This window comes from Allorhodopirellula heiligendammensis, assembly GCF_007860105.1.
Taxonomy (GTDB): Bacteria; Planctomycetota; Planctomycetia; order Pirellulales; family Pirellulaceae; genus Rhodopirellula; species Rhodopirellula heiligendammensis.
The window spans coordinates 363,191-377,012 of sequence record NZ_SJPU01000003.1; the positions used below are offsets into that span (position 1 = coordinate 363,191).

General features: G+C 56.6%; 12 protein-coding genes. All 12 read right to left on the reverse strand.

All coding sequences use genetic code 11. The annotated features are described in order from the left end of the window. Window positions 1-116: 116 nt before the first annotated feature. Window positions 117-962 (reverse strand): TlpA family protein disulfide reductase, encoded by an 846-nt coding sequence (locus tag Poly21_RS21375; protein ID WP_146409087.1) that lies wholly within the window; start codon window positions 960-962, stop codon window positions 117-119. 231 nt (window positions 963-1,193) lie between these two features. After that, complete coding sequence (locus tag Poly21_RS21380; RefSeq protein ID WP_146409088.1) at window positions 1,194-1,997, reverse strand: class I SAM-dependent methyltransferase; 804 nt, start codon at window positions 1,995-1,997, stop codon at window positions 1,194-1,196. Next, window positions 1,994-3,874, reverse strand: coding sequence for an ATP-binding cassette domain-containing protein (locus tag Poly21_RS21385; RefSeq protein WP_146409089.1), 1,881 nt, complete (start codon window positions 3,872-3,874; stop codon window positions 1,994-1,996). Before Poly21_RS21385 ends, Poly21_RS21380 begins: the two co-directional genes overlap by 4 nt. Next, on the reverse strand, window positions 3,871-4,899 hold the full coding sequence (locus Poly21_RS21390) for an ABC transporter ATP-binding protein (RefSeq protein WP_146409090.1): 1,029 nt from the start codon (window positions 4,897-4,899) through the stop codon (window positions 3,871-3,873). The genes Poly21_RS21385 and Poly21_RS21390 overlap by 4 nt, the downstream gene beginning before the upstream one ends. 186 nt (window positions 4,900-5,085) lie before the next feature. Continuing rightward, window positions 5,086-6,744 carry an alpha/beta hydrolase gene (locus Poly21_RS21395; RefSeq protein ID WP_302120044.1) on the reverse strand — a complete coding sequence of 553 codons (1,659 nt, stop codon included), beginning with the start codon at window positions 6,742-6,744 and terminating at the stop codon, window positions 5,086-5,088. 285 nt (window positions 6,745-7,029) lie between these two features. Continuing rightward, the gene (locus tag Poly21_RS21400; protein ID WP_146409478.1) at window positions 7,030-7,875 is read right to left on the reverse strand and encodes a DUF1559 family PulG-like putative transporter; all 846 of its coding nucleotides are present in this window, start codon (window positions 7,873-7,875) and stop codon (window positions 7,030-7,032) included. A gap of 71 nt (window positions 7,876-7,946) precedes the next feature. Then, window positions 7,947-8,348, reverse strand: a complete 402-nt coding sequence (locus Poly21_RS21405) for a hypothetical protein (protein ID WP_302120047.1) — start codon at window positions 8,346-8,348, stop codon at window positions 7,947-7,949. Continuing rightward, window positions 8,345-8,917, reverse strand: coding sequence for a PulJ/GspJ family protein (locus Poly21_RS21410; RefSeq protein ID WP_146409092.1), 573 nt, complete (start codon window positions 8,915-8,917; stop codon window positions 8,345-8,347). Before Poly21_RS21410 ends, Poly21_RS21405 begins: the two co-directional genes overlap by 4 nt. Then, window positions 8,914-9,183 carry an acyltransferase gene (locus tag Poly21_RS21415; RefSeq protein ID WP_302120339.1) on the reverse strand — a complete coding sequence of 90 codons (270 nt, stop codon included), beginning with the start codon at window positions 9,181-9,183 and terminating at the stop codon, window positions 8,914-8,916. Before Poly21_RS21415 ends, Poly21_RS21410 begins: the two co-directional genes overlap by 4 nt. Before the next feature lie 98 nt (window positions 9,184-9,281). After that, window positions 9,282-11,453, reverse strand: coding sequence for a type II secretion system F family protein (locus tag Poly21_RS21420; protein WP_146409093.1), 2,172 nt, complete (start codon window positions 11,451-11,453; stop codon window positions 9,282-9,284). Further along, complete coding sequence (locus Poly21_RS21425) at window positions 11,450-12,580, reverse strand: type II secretion system F family protein (protein WP_302120049.1); 1,131 nt, start codon at window positions 12,578-12,580, stop codon at window positions 11,450-11,452. Before Poly21_RS21425 ends, Poly21_RS21420 begins: the two co-directional genes overlap by 4 nt. Continuing rightward, a complete protein-coding gene (locus Poly21_RS21430) occupies window positions 12,577-13,749 on the reverse strand; it encodes a GspE/PulE family protein (protein ID WP_146409095.1) in 1,173 nt (390 codons plus the stop codon). The genes Poly21_RS21425 and Poly21_RS21430 overlap by 4 nt, the downstream gene beginning before the upstream one ends. Window positions 13,750-13,822 lie beyond the last annotated feature (73 nt).

The window sequence follows — 13,822 nt, forward strand, 5'->3', positions numbered from 1 at the left end:
CTAACAACGTCATTGTTTGCTGAGCGAAGGCGACGTACAGGCAGCCTGGGCGGAGCAACACACGACGATGTGTAGCGGTGCGATCCTCACCGCGGCGTTCTCGTGCCGCTGGCAGGTTACTTTGCAATCAATTTTTCGACGAGCGGAACAATATCGTCTTCGTAGGTAAATCCGCCGGAGTGGCTTGCATCGGTAAATCGCTCGACCACAGTGCCTTGCTCATCAAGGACCAACACAGCGGGCAGTGCATTGATTTTAACACTCTTGAATACGTCTTCGCTTGGGGTCTGAGAAATATAGTTGGGAAAGGTTGCGTGAACCGCCGTTAGAAACTTTGTAATCTGCGGCTGATACGACTTAGGCGGATACTTCTCACCTCCATAGAAGTCGACATTGACACCGATAGCGCGCACCCGATCCGGGTATTTTTTTTGCAACGCCACGAGTTGTGGATACTCTCGCAGGCAGGGCACGCACGACAACGACCAGAAATCAACCACGGTTATGCGGCCGGCCTGCTTGGTCACAGCATCAATTTCCTGCCAAGGTGCCAACTGAATGTTCAACTTGACTTCCGCTGCATCTTCACTCTTGGTTTGCGTGCCCACAATCATTCCCAAGCTTTCTCCGGCCGCGGTCGAACTCGTCTGGACGGGCTGGATGTCGTCGGGTAACTCCATCCCCTTCGGTTTTTCCCCATTGCTCTCACGAGGCTCGTTGATCTCCGATGGATCTGGTAGCGGAACGTCGTCGGGCAACATCATGCCGGGGTTAACCGGTTCGGCGGGCGGGTCGTCCTGGCCGGGCATCGATGGTGGAGCGGGTGTGAGATCATCCAAACCTGTCGACACACTATCCTCGGGGGAGGATTCTGATGGTGTGCTGCCGCCGCAGCCCACCGCGAGTGACAGTGCCAAGGGCAATGCAGCGGCGACAAGGAAGTTCTTCATCGAGCGATCCATCGTTTAGTCTCGGTTTCGAATGAGGATAAGGAAAGTGAAAAGAGCCCTCTAATCATATACGATAGGGGCTGGGTTTGGCTAACGTGTACGGAATGCAGCCTGCGCCGGCAGTGGTCGCTTGGGTGCAACCTCGCGACGGACGGCCCCGGCAGTCATCCAAGCGGTTCACATAGCTCAACGGTGTTGTGCAGTTGGGCGGGACAGCGCGCTGACTCGATTTCGATCGTGCCTTCATTTCTTGCGGAGCACAAACACGGCATCGGTAAGGTCTTCGTCGATCTTCCGCTCTTGATCAATGTCACAATCGAAATCGTAGATGCCTGCGATTTCGAAGATATCCGAGACGCTTTCGAGAAGCTTCTGCGCCTGCGTGGGAGTGTAGAGTCGCAGTGAGAACTCGCTGCGGATTCGCTCGATAATGCCGCTCGGTTTGGTGGCCTTGATCGAGACCCGCAGTGTTTCCAAGCGACGTCGTCGCTGAAAATCGATCACGCGCAGCGTCACGCTGACCTGGGTCCCCGCATGGGCCGCTTTCCAGCGTTCGGTGCAGTTAGGGTCGGCGTCCAGCGGGATGCAGTGAAAACCGAGAATGTAAACGCCGCCCCGTCGCAGTGATCGAGCAAGGCTGCGGAGATGTCGTTCAGCGGAGTCGCCGTCGGTCAGATGCCGAAAAGTATTGAATGTACAGAATGCGGCATCGACGAGGGGCTGACAGACATGGCTGGTCATGTCGCCGAGCACCAACTCCGCATCGAGTCCGCGGCGCGACAATCGCCGCCGCAGGTAAGCAAGCATCGCGGCATTGTTGTCCACGGCGACAACATCGAAACCCTTGGCAGCCATCGCGGCAACGAGTCGCCCGCTACCGCACCCGGGCTCGTATAACCGCTTGGCGGGCCGCGTTAAATACTTCTCAAATACCTCTTGAAAGAAGGCGACTTCGTCAGCTGTCTCGTCCCGAAAAACCATGTCGAAGTATTGCGGATGATCATACCACGAGGTTGACTCATTTTTTTTGCTGGCACGGGCGTTCATGAATTAGCCGCCGCGCGAGCTTCGAATTCTTCCCAGCGAGCGAACGCTGTTTCCAATTCCGCCTCTGTCTGGTGGAGCACCTTGGACGTCGCAGCGATTTTTTCGCCCCCCGACTGATAAAAGGCGGGCTCTGCCATTTCGCTGTGCAGTTGTTCGATCTTGGCTTCGAGCGATTCGATCTTGGCTGGCAGCGATTTCAGTTCGCGTTGTTCGTTGTAACTTAATCGCGGCAACGTGGGGCTGGCGGGCTTCTCGTCCGGAGTGCCCTTCTTTGCGCCACCGCTTGTTGACCTGATCTTGGCCTTTGAGGTGCGCGTTGGCGATTCCTGATTGCGATTGGCTTTCGCCGCCTCCCACTCATCATATCCCCCGTTGTATTCCCTCACCGTGCCGGGCGCTTCGTCGTGTTCAAAGACAATGGTGCTGGTCACCACATTATTGAGAAATGTCCGGTCGTGGCTAACCATCAAGAGGGTGCCATCGAACCCCGCAAGCTGCTCCTCGAGCATTTCTAGCGTCTCGGCATCGAGGTCATTGGTTGGTTCGTCCAAGACAATAACATTGGCAGGCTGAGTCATCAGCTTCGCCAGCAAGGCCCGGTTTCGTTCTCCACCGGACAAATATTTTACGGGAGTGCGAGCACGTTCCGGAGTGAACAGATAGTCTTGAAGGTAGCCAACGATGTGTTTGGTTTTGTCGCCGACTACGACCTTGTCACTGCCACCACCAACATTTTCTGTCACCGTCAGTTCTGGATCAAGCGTATCACGAAGTTGGTCAAAGTAAGCGATCTTCAAATTCGTCCCAAGTTTGATATCCCCTTCGGTCGGTTCGAGACCGCCGAGAATCAACTTCAACAGTGTTGTTTTGCCAGCACCGTTGGGACCGATGATGCCGATCTTGTCACCGCGCATCACGAGAGTGCTAAAGTCATTGACGATCGGTGCGTCTCCATAGGCGAACGATACATTCTCAAGCTTAGCGACGAGTGCACCCCCGCGAGCAGCACTTTGCAGATTAAGTTTTGCGGTCGCTTCGGTGGAGCGACGTTCGCTACGTTGCACTCGCATCTCTTTGAGGGCACGGACGCGTCCCTCATTACGAGTTCGTCTCGCTTTGATTCCCTGCCGAATCCAGACCTCTTCTTCAGCCAGTCGCTTATCGAACAGCGCATTCTGCTTCTCCTCGGCATCGAGCGCGTCGGCTTTGCGTTTGAGAAAAGTGGGGTAGTCGCACGTCCAATCAAACAATCGACCTCGGTCGACCTCCCAAATCCGGCTAGCCAACGACTGCAAGAACGAGCGATCGTGCGTGATGAACATCAGCGTTCCTGGCCAACTGCCCAAAAACTTTTCCAACCATAAAATCGAATGGATATCGAGGTGGTTGGTTGGTTCGTCTAGCAACAAGAGGTCTGGTTTGGCGGCGATGGTACGGGCCAGTAGAACGCGTCGTTTCATACCGCTGGACAGCGATTGAAAAAGCGCGTCTCCCGACAAGGCCATCCGAGAGAGAGTCTCTTCGATGAGCTGCTCGATTTCCCAATCGTCTTTCGTGGTTTTGTCAGCGGGGCCAAGTGACCCAGCCAAACCGGGAATGTCTTCCGCCTTGGCAAACATCAGCTCCTGCACGCTGCTTTGAATGTCTGCCGGCACATCCTGGGTCAGCCTCGCCACTCGCAGGCTCGCGCCCGCATCGGCAACGACGCTGCCGTGGTCGGGCGTGATATCACCAGCGAGGATTTTCAGCAGAGTTGTCTTTCCGGCCCCATTGCGGCCGAGCAAACCGATTCGATCACCCCGCCCGATCCGCACGGTAACGTCGTCGAGTAGTTGAGGGCCGCGAAATCCGATTGAGATGTTTTCGAGTGTGATCATACGGAACTGGTAGAGGTGGTATTCGTTTTGGATTTGGTTTCATCATGCTGCATCGATTCGCGGAATAGATCCGCAATGACATCTTCGAGCGGCGGGTCTTCGACGACGATATCTTCGATCGCGTGATCTCTCAGCGTCTCGGCGAGCAGTCGCGGAACATCACCGCGAGGCACCCGGTATTGGATCTTCGGCCAATTCTCATTGACGATGCTACCAAGCGTTTTGGGCAACGTGAGCGATTCCGAAGCGGCAAACTGCAGCGTGACGAGTTTGTCACCGCTGAATTTATCGATAATTCCCGATAGCGATCCGTCGTACTGGATCGTCCCCCTGGCGATCACGACAACGCGGCGGCAGAGTGCCGCAATGTCCTTCATGTAGTGGCTGGTCAGCAAGATCGTGATCTGCCGCTTCTCTTGGTAGTATCGCAAAAACTTCTGAATGTTGTGCTGGGCAATGACATCAAGACCGATCGTTGGCTCGTCAAGGAACAGCACTTCCGGATTATGTAACAACGCCGCGATCAATTCCATCTTCATGCGTTCGCCAAGAGACAACTCCCGCACCGGCTGATCGAGCAATCGCGTAACGTCGAGCAGATCACTCAGTTCGTCCAGTCGCGCAGTGAACTCCGCCGGATCCACGCCGTAGATATGTTGATGCAGCCGGTAGGATTCGCGTGCCGGGAGGTCCCACCAAAGTTGATTCTTTTGGCCCATGACGAGCGCGAACCGGCGGCGGTATTCATTCTGACGCAACCAGGGAACGTATCCCATGACGGTAGCCGTTCCACTGGTGGGCTGGATCACCCCTGAGAGCAGTTTCAAGGTGGTCGTCTTGCCTGCTCCGTTGGGGCCGAGAAAGGCGACGAATTCCCCCTGTTCGACCGTGAGATCGATGCCCTCGACAGCGTGCACATCTCGATATTCACGGTGAAACAACCCGCGGATGCTACCGCCAATTCCTTCCTGTTTCTGGTAAACACGGTAGTGCTTTGTCAGATCTTTGACTTCGATAATCGGCATCGCTGGCTGCCTGGCACGTGAAAATGGCGCATTGTAGCGCGACGAGGCCAAGTGGGATAGGCTCTGCTCAGCGAGTCGTCACGCTCGCCAAAACGCCGCGCCCACCGCATGAAAGGCTGCATTGGCGAGAACGGCGACTCCATCCTCCCTGCGGCTTGACAGCCTCCCACAGCAAGGACGCCGTGCTCAGAGCGGCGACGCGTCAAAATCCGCGAATTTCGCTTTCAGTTTAGCGGTATCCTCCTCCGTCCAGTCCCGCGGCCGGGTGACTTCGATGAAGGCGTCGATGTACTCATCAGGCGCATAATTGTGCGCGTAACCGAGTGGTGCGGCAGTCGCCATCGGCACGTCAAAACCAACTTGCAAGAACGTGACCAGTGGAAACCAGTGAAAGTCAGGCGACACGTCCGGCCCGCGCTGCTCGCCCAACCAATGGGGTTTGCTGTAGGCCAACGATGGCGAGAAGAATACCATCGGATCACTGGCGTGCTGGATGTAAATCGTCCGCAACACGCCCCAGTCCGCGTCCGGCGGCGCAGCGATCCCCTCCTGGTTCATGAATCGCAGCAATGCCGCGTCACGAAAGACGGGGTGCCACTGGGGCGTCCCTGGATTTCGCTCTGCGACGATCTGCTGCCACAATCGACTGGGGAAGGGCGGCCCGCTCAACACCGCACCGTCGATGGGATCGCCCAATAACTGAAATAAATCCAGTGCCGCTTCGCTACCGAGCGACCCGAGGCTCAGCCCAAACAGGTAGAGTTCGGGACGGGACTCCTTCGGTAACGCTGTCCAGTGAGCGTACACCTGGTCAAACAACGCCTTGGCCGAACGACGGGAGATTTCAGGGTCCACTGCAATCGTCAGCCAGCTGGGCAGATACGAATACTGCATTGACACTATCGCCACGTCGCCATCATGCAAATAGGGCAGTGGTTGGATGGCGGATGGGTCCAGCCAACCAGTCCCCGTGGGAGTAGCCAACACGAGCACGCGCCGGTCAAAACCACCGACTCGTATTAATTCATCGACGGCAATCTTAGCGCGTTCCTGCAGGGTTTCCCCGGTGTTGTAGCCCGCATAAACGCGAATGGGTTCCAGTGCGGGGCGTCCGGTCAACTCGCTGATCTGTTCGCTCGTCGGCCCATTGAGAAGAAACCGTTTCCCATTCTTGCCAATTTCATCCCACTGAATCAGCGACTCTACGCCACCGGAAGCAAATAGTGAGAGCGGTGGCTCCATCCCCTCGTCGATGGCTTGATCGATGGTCGCAAAGGTCTCGTCCATCATTCGCACCAGACGCTTGACGATCATCCCGTTGATCAAGCTAATCAAAAGGATGCCGATGAGCGCATAGGACGTGACTACTGCGACACGTGGCGGCATCAATCTCTGCAATGCCCTCGCTAACTTGCCTGACAGGCCTATTAACGCGCGAGCGGATAACAGAAAGATAAGTGCGGTCACCACCGCCACGGCAAAGACCGTCGTAGGATATCCACTGTCGACGGGTGGCATGTCCATCAGCGCGCGGATCGTATTCTGCCAATAGGCCATCCGAGTGAGCGTTGCCAGCAGCATGACTCCACTGATCACGAGGACGACGCGTCGGGCGATCTTTGCCGATCGACCCTGCCATTCTCGTAATTGCAGGAACCGATAGATCCCCAGTCCGATCACGCCCACACAGTAGCCGACCGCTAGTGAGATGCCGCTGAGTAGCCCTTGCGCCACCGGGTGGCGAGGCAACAGGGACGGTGTCAGCGAAACACAAAAAAAGTGTATGCCGATTAGCAAGCCAACTACCGAAAAACCCGTAGGAAGATAACGCCGCCAACGGTGCATCCGAAACTCCATGTTGATGTTTAACAGCGGACACCATTGTCGAGCTGCTGGTCGGGCGACAGAGGGTAATCAATTTAGTCAGATCCCGCACGGGACCACTCCCTGTACAACGTCCGACGCGGGCAAATCAATGGCTGCCACACGAATGCAAATCACGCCAACGATAAAACGCGATTGCGAGGCTCGCCACCCGCGCTCATCAGTGCAGAGGTACACAACCATCTCGCAGCATTTTCATGAATCGACTTCGCTCACCGGGGCGATCGTGATCACGCGACCGCGGCATCATTCAATGCTCTTGCGCCGCAATGACTCGAGCGATTGAAACTCCAGCGGTAACTGGCCGTCTTGGCGATTGACGATCTGCTCCAAAATCTTCTGGTTCGTTTGAACCGTTTGGAACCGGATCTCCCCCGACCCGAAAAGCACATGGGTTCCGCCAGGATGATGACTTCCAATCGAGCCAACCAGCGTAGGCGCTGGGGACTGAAACGAGTCGATTGAACTTCGAATCCCACCGCCGACGTTTCGCAAAGTCGCCCGCGTGCCGCTGAGCCAACCCAGGTCATCAGGCCATGACATCTTTTCCGACACGAACGCTGTGTTGGCCAGCCCATCGGTGATGTCGTTTCGACTGATCGGCTTATTCAAAATAAACACGCCCAGATCGGTCTCAGCGATTTGCTTTTCGGAGGGGTGATGCAGTCCCACATAAGTGCTCGCGTTAGCTGGTTCTTGCGTCGCAGAGGGACATTGCACACCTGGATACTGCAACTCCAACGCTGGAGCGTTAACCTTATCGTAAACACTGACACTGCGATCAATATGGGACTCAATCACCGGTTGGTCCATCAGTTCGAGTAAGCGTCCGAGCCAATTATGGTGATTTCCCTCCGCGACACTCTCAATCGGTCCCGTTGCGTCCACAGTCCCGACAGGAAAGTGCTGCCAACGATCGTGGTAACCTTGGAATGCCATTCCAACTGCCGTCAGCCGCGATTGGCATACCGCCCGGCGGGACGATTCCCGCATCGATTGCACCGCTGGAGCAGCCAAACCAACCAGCACTCCAATGATGGCGATCACGACCAAGAGTTCTACAAGTGTGAAGGCGTTCCGGCGAATGGGCATGGCGATGAAGTGGGATTTGGGGGAGAAAGCGACGCCGGTGCGGCAGCCTGTAAGATCAGTGAACTGGATAGTCATTCAACGGGGGTACTTCGCAGGATCGATAAACCAGGCCGATCATCCTGGAACTGGGTTGCCTGGTACAGGTGTAGTTCGTCGCCTGACTCTGACATCCGTCGAACTTCGATCCACCTGCCTGCATTTTCATCGATTGGTAGTCGGAGCGTTTCATCATCAGCGAAATCTGCTCGACTCACCCCATCAATTGCCGACTCCAACACGGCGATCGTTTGATGGTGCTGGGTCGCGCGGCGCTGCTGCGCTGCCCGACCGCTCAACGATACTGCAAAGGTGCCAACCAAGAGTGCTAAGATCAACACCAGCATCAGTGAAACCGAACCGGTTTGCTGGCGAGCATCGCGATGTCGGCACCCCGAATGGTCTGAACCAAGATATCGAGACTGCATCAGAGTCATTGCGTGAGCCTTTTCGATGCGATGATTTGGACGGGACTGTGGGGGCGATCAGTCGGCGTGATCGTCCATCGGACTTGGGTGCCCTGTTCCAACCAATCAACAGCAATCATTGCGTTGTCGTCTATTCGATATTGATCTTGCCCTGCGGGTGACTCGTCAGTGCCGCTGGTCTGGCGACGTAGAAGCGAACCCCCGTCAGCTCGATAGACAATTTTTGATTCAGGCGATGCGAACATCAGGATGAGTTCCGACTCCCTGATTTCGGCGGCACTCGATGCGTGCATGTCACGGCGAACATCGTCGGCGAAGCGACGGATCTCTTGTCGATGCAGTAGATTTTGTTGGCCCCGATCGTTGCTGTTGTGGACGAGTGCTAACAAACCAATCGTGCCCCCAAGAAGAGTGCTGAGCATTGAGAGCACTAACAGCAATTCGATCAAGGTGAACCCACTCCGCCGATTCTCTCGCACCGCTCGACGATTGGCACGAAGGCCAGCACGACAATCCATCGATCTGTATGCTTGCTGGTGAGTTGGCATGAAAAACAACTTGCCTGTGCGAACATTCATGCCTCACCTTCCAGTCGCCACAAGTGATGGGTCAGCGGCCCACTTGGGGACTCAATCGTGATTGTGACATGCCAGCCTGATTTGGATCCCGACTCAAATGGTTCGACGCTGATGTGCGTAGCCGACTCCTCTGCCAGCCGAGTGGCAGTATCGGTGAGCTCGGAATCAACTACTGTGGAAAGTTGCTCAGCCAAATTCTCAATCGCGAGCTGGTCAGTCAGCCGTTGCATCGCCACGCGATCAAAATTCATCTGGGTCTGATGCATTTTCAACGCTACTCCTGTAGCACTGGCCAGGAACGCAAGAGCGATGAGGGTCTCTACCAAGGTGAAGGCCCGACCAGGTCGATGATGATTTCGGATTTTCACGCGTTCCAACCAATCACCCTGCTTAAGAACTGAAAAACAACGACCCCGTGAACGAGCACGTAGATACCGACTCCCACGGTCGCCAGAGGCACCAGCCACGACTTGCGGACCTTCCATAATAGCGTTTGCCGGCGGCGAATGTTGTCGACAATTTGCTCGATCGTTTCGGCCAGCACGGCGTTCTTCTCCGCGCTATTCAGCCAAGATTCTTCGCGAGCCGCGATGAACTGGGCACGGCGCAACGATGCTGCCAGCCCCACACCATGGTCGACGGATTGCTTTGCGGTTTCGCAACCTCGCCGAATCCAACGCACCGGTGTCGTTGCCGATGCGAATTGCAAAATCTCGCTGGCCGATTGATGGCCGCGCACCCCATGGGCGATCGTCCGCAATACGCCGCATCGCCAGCGATCGATGGCGAGGCGGCCAAACCACGGTACCCATCGCACCATCCACAGCGGCAACTCCGCAATTGAAAACGCCGCCAGCAGCCAAACCACCATGACCGTGACCACGACATTGCCAACCATGACGGTGAGGTCGAGCCCGGGCGTGGCAAAATCCTTTAAATTAAAGAACTCATCCGCCAATGATGTGAAAAAAGGCAGCGTGACTGACCGGACCATGCGGCTGATCAACCACGCTAGTAAAACCGTCGCAACGACATAGACGAACTGCTCCGATACGAGCACGGGCGACTGGGAGGTGGAGTCGTCTCCCGAAACGATCTGGCGACGCGTCCGCGTGCGATGGGGGGCTTCACTGGGCCGCCGCGTGGCCTCTTGACCGACGAGATTTGCAGGGGAGATCGCTAGTGCCGCCAACGTATCGGCGTGCACCGGCAACTGCGAGCGACGGACAGCAGCGACCATGGATTCACCGCGTTTCATACGCGCGGCAAACGATCTTGCTTGTTCCGCGAGTCGGCCTTGAAATCCATCTGCCAGGCTTTCCACCAGCACTGGGATCGACATATTCGTATCGGTCGCTAATCGCAGCCAGGGATTGAGCGACTCAACCTCGTCACGTTGACGCCACCTCCCTGCGATCACGAGCGACGCGATGATCATGACAGCCAGCACAATGGTGATTGGATGGGGCAATCCCACGACCAACGCCATCAACCCTAAGCCCCAGAGCGACCACTCAGCACAAGTTAAAACCGCTGGCAGCAGCCAACGCCACCGGCCGCTGCCGCGATCTCGCGAGATGCGATTGACGCCACGCAGTAGGGTGGCCACCAACAGGATGCCGAGGGCGATTGGGATCAGGGCCCATTCTGATATCCCCATCTCTGCTAACCACTTGATGGTATAGCTCGGCGAGTAAGTGAGCATCGACCATCCCTGAAGCATCCGATGGGTGATGGTGGCAGCCATTAACATGCCGAATGCTGCTAAGAACACCGCAGCCAACATGCACGAAACAGAGATTGCCTGAGTCGTTCGTTTCAGGCGTCGTTGCGATTGTAAATGGCATTCCTCCGCAGCGTGATGCCATACTCGCAATGTATCCGATTGCGAAATATCACTTTGCACGAACGCCAAGATTGCCGGCAGTGGCTGGTCACGCACGGGGGTTGACCGCAGCACGCCAGCGAGCGATTGCCCGGTCTCGAGGCGGCACGCAGCAGCGTGTGCCCACTGACGCAGGCCTGCGTCACGGGCGTTGTTTGAGGCTTGCGTGAAGGCTTGTTCGTAGGTCTGCGATTGTGCCAAGGACTGATACATCGATTGGCAAAAATCACCCAGCTCGACCATTCGCATCGTGGATCCGATCCCCGGAAACATTCGCATGCATCGAGACAGTGGTGACGGCAACCGGCCGTGGATCAGTAAGAGCAACAACGGGTAGAAGATAATCGCGAGCAGGGCGAGGCCACCGTAGCACCACACGATCTGAGTCGTCCAACTCAAATCGATTGCTGTCGCATTCCAACCATCCATGACCACCGCACCCCGCGCTACCGCAGCGACCATCAGGATCAGGTAGGCCCCCACAACGAGCGCTGCCATCAGATACAAAAAACCCGCAGTGACCGCGCTACTGAGACGTCGACGGGTAGCGTCGCGGCCACGTTGCCAAAGTTCAAACTCGGCCGTTTGCCCGATGCTCCACGGATTGACTACCGCGTTCACATCCGAACTGTTCTCGTTGCGCTCACTCATGAACTCAACCCCGTCGCATACTCGAGCTGACTATGTCCGCTAGTCGTCTGCGGGGCAGGGATGTCCTGCCTGTATTCCTGCTTGTCGCCCATCGGGGCCACTTCGTTGATCACATCGAGCAACGGGGCCAGGATCGCTTGAATCAAAATCAGGATAACTGCGACCATTACGATCGCCGCGACCCACTTTGGAACCGTTTCGATCCACCAAGCTCGCCGCCGGCGGGATTCATCCGCGTACAGTTCGCTCAGCTGCTGAAGGTCCAGGGCGATCGACTCGCGATCGCGATGTGCCGCCACCAGGTCAACAACACACTGCCGAAGCGGTCCGTCTAGGAATCGAGGCATTGACATTGACTCCGCTGTTTGAGCCCCCCCGCGAATCCGTTCCAACGCCGGTGTCCATGCCGCAGCGAATTGCGGCCCGACGACTTCGGCCGACGTCTCGATCGCCCGTGCCGTCTCCACTTCACCGTATTGCCGGTCCTCGATCTGCAAGGCCAACCAACGACAGAAGGTCGCCTGCTCATCAGCCACGTCGCTGATACGGCCAGCTCGTCGCTGCCAAGCATATAGCGACGCCGCCACGATGGCGATGACAGCCAGCGTGAGGGTGACGGCCAGAAAAAAATGTCTGACGAAAGCGTGTGAAATTTCGACCGCAGTGGGTGCAAATGCCGACTTCACCAACTCAGCTTCCGAGAGCGATACCAAAATCCATGGGATCACGAGGAAAACCACCGTCGCGGCGACCACGATACTCATCAGTGGATTGATCACCGCGAGCGTCATTTGCTGTCGTCGCTCATTGGCTTCACGAATCAATCGGACTGTTTCACGCAGCGGTCGGGTTGACCCGGTACGTGCCATCACCAGCATGGCGCCACGAATCGGTGCTTGGTAGGTTTGCGATAGCGAGGCAATCGCTGCGCTCGCGGACTGCCCCTGTTCCATCCGCTGTCGAACAGTCTGCGCGGCCCTGCCAATCTTACCCAACGCCACCTGATCCAGATCAGCCAAGCCGATTGTCAATGAGCGACCCGAGGCCGCGATCGCAGTAACTTCATCAAGCAACATCGCCAAGGATTCGTGATCAATGCTGTTTGTGGTTGTGTATAATGGATTCAAGGCGTTCCTCCCAATACGCGATACACCTCGGCGGCATCCGTCTGGCCTTGATCCACCAATCGTTGCGCCTGAGCAGCTAGCGACTCAATTCCGGATTGTGAGGCGATCCGATCTATTTCCGTCGCGGGTAGTGAATTAGCCAATGCCTCCAGGATTGCTTGCCCCGCCGACTGTCCATCGAACGTGACCATCTGAGCGATTGGGATTCGACCGTCGTATCCGGTACCATGGCAAACCCCGCATGGCGAACCAGGAGGAGTCGACGACTGGCCACTACAAGTACCGCACCTCCGGCGCAGCAAACGCTGACACAGGATACCTCGCAGGCCACTTTGAATTGCAAATGTGGGCAATTGCATCTGCACCAGACGCCTTAACGTTGCGCCGAGGGATCCAGCATGAATCGACGAGAAACACAAATGACCAGTCATCGAAGCCGCCAAGACAGCTTCGGCAGTCTCCACATCACGGATCTCGCTGACCAACAATACCTCGGCATCCTGACGGACAGCCGCGCGCATCGCCGCCGCCAATGTCAACCCACTGGTGGGCTCCAGTTGACTCTGACTGATCGAGTCGATCACCGCTTCAATCGGATCCTCAATCGTCAACACACTGCGACGGAACTCGCCCGCGGCGATTTGTGAGAGGCAAGCGTACAAGGTTGTCGTCTTGCCGCTGCCAGCAGGGCCGGCTACCAACAACCAGCCATCCCGTCCATCGCAGACGCTTTGCAGTTGCGATTGTATTCGGCCATCGAAGCCAAGTTGGTCGAGCTGCCGAATCGAATAACGATCGTCCATGATCCGAATCGCAGCCCGGTTGCCATGCACCGTTGGGAAAACCCCCAGCCGCATCTCCCGAGTTTCGCCGCTATCGGATGGCCACTGCAGTGGACCTTCTTGTGGCACGCCGCCCCGGTAAGACGGCAATCCCGCCAACGCCATCAAACGCGCCACCGGGTCACTCTCATCGCTACGCGGAAACGAATCGACTTGCTGCAATACACCATTGATACGAAACGAGACATCCCAACTCCGCAACCTGGGTTGCAAATGCACGTCACTAGCACCGCAACGAATTGCTGCAGTCAAGCAATCTTGTACCATCGCTGACGCATACGTTACGTCGGTGGTCGAAAGTCGGTGGGAAGAAAGGGAAACCGGCATATCTCTTTCAAAAAAGTTCGCATCCTGGCCCCGCAGGGCACAGGGGGTCGTTAGACTGAAAAGTCGCGAGGAC

Excerpts from the sequence above, each read along its gene's own strand:
- Poly21_RS21430 (WP_146409095.1), bottom strand. The coding sequence starts at position 13,749 with ATGCCGGTTTCCCTTTCTTCCCACCGACTTTCGACCACCGACGTAACG.
- Poly21_RS21390 (WP_146409090.1), bottom strand. The coding sequence starts at position 4,899 with ATGCCGATTATCGAAGTCAAAGATCTGACAAAGCACTACCGTGTTTAC.
- Poly21_RS21400 (WP_146409478.1), bottom strand. The coding sequence starts at position 7,875 with ATGCCCATTCGCCGGAACGCCTTCACACTTGTAGAACTCTTGGTCGTG.
- Poly21_RS21385 (WP_146409089.1), bottom strand. The coding sequence starts at position 3,874 with ATGATCACACTCGAAAACATCTCAATCGGATTTCGCGGCCCTCAACTA.
- Poly21_RS21395 (WP_302120044.1), bottom strand. The coding sequence starts at position 6,744 with ATGCACCGTTGGCGGCGTTATCTTCCTACGGGTTTTTCGGTAGTTGGC.
- Poly21_RS21380 (WP_146409088.1), bottom strand. The coding sequence starts at position 1,997 with ATGAACGCCCGTGCCAGCAAAAAAAATGAGTCAACCTCGTGGTATGAT.
- Poly21_RS21415 (WP_302120339.1), bottom strand. The coding sequence starts at position 9,183 with ATGCATCAGACCCAGATGAATTTTGATCGCGTGGCGATGCAACGGCTG.
- Poly21_RS21420 (WP_146409093.1), bottom strand. The coding sequence starts at position 11,453 with ATGAGTGAGCGCAACGAGAACAGTTCGGATGTGAACGCGGTAGTCAAT.
- Poly21_RS21375 (WP_146409087.1), bottom strand. The coding sequence starts at position 962 with ATGGATCGCTCGATGAAGAACTTCCTTGTCGCCGCTGCATTGCCCTTG.
- Poly21_RS21410 (WP_146409092.1), bottom strand. The coding sequence starts at position 8,917 with ATGAATGTTCGCACAGGCAAGTTGTTTTTCATGCCAACTCACCAGCAA.
- Poly21_RS21405 (WP_302120047.1), bottom strand. The coding sequence starts at position 8,348 with ATGACTCTGATGCAGTCTCGATATCTTGGTTCAGACCATTCGGGGTGC.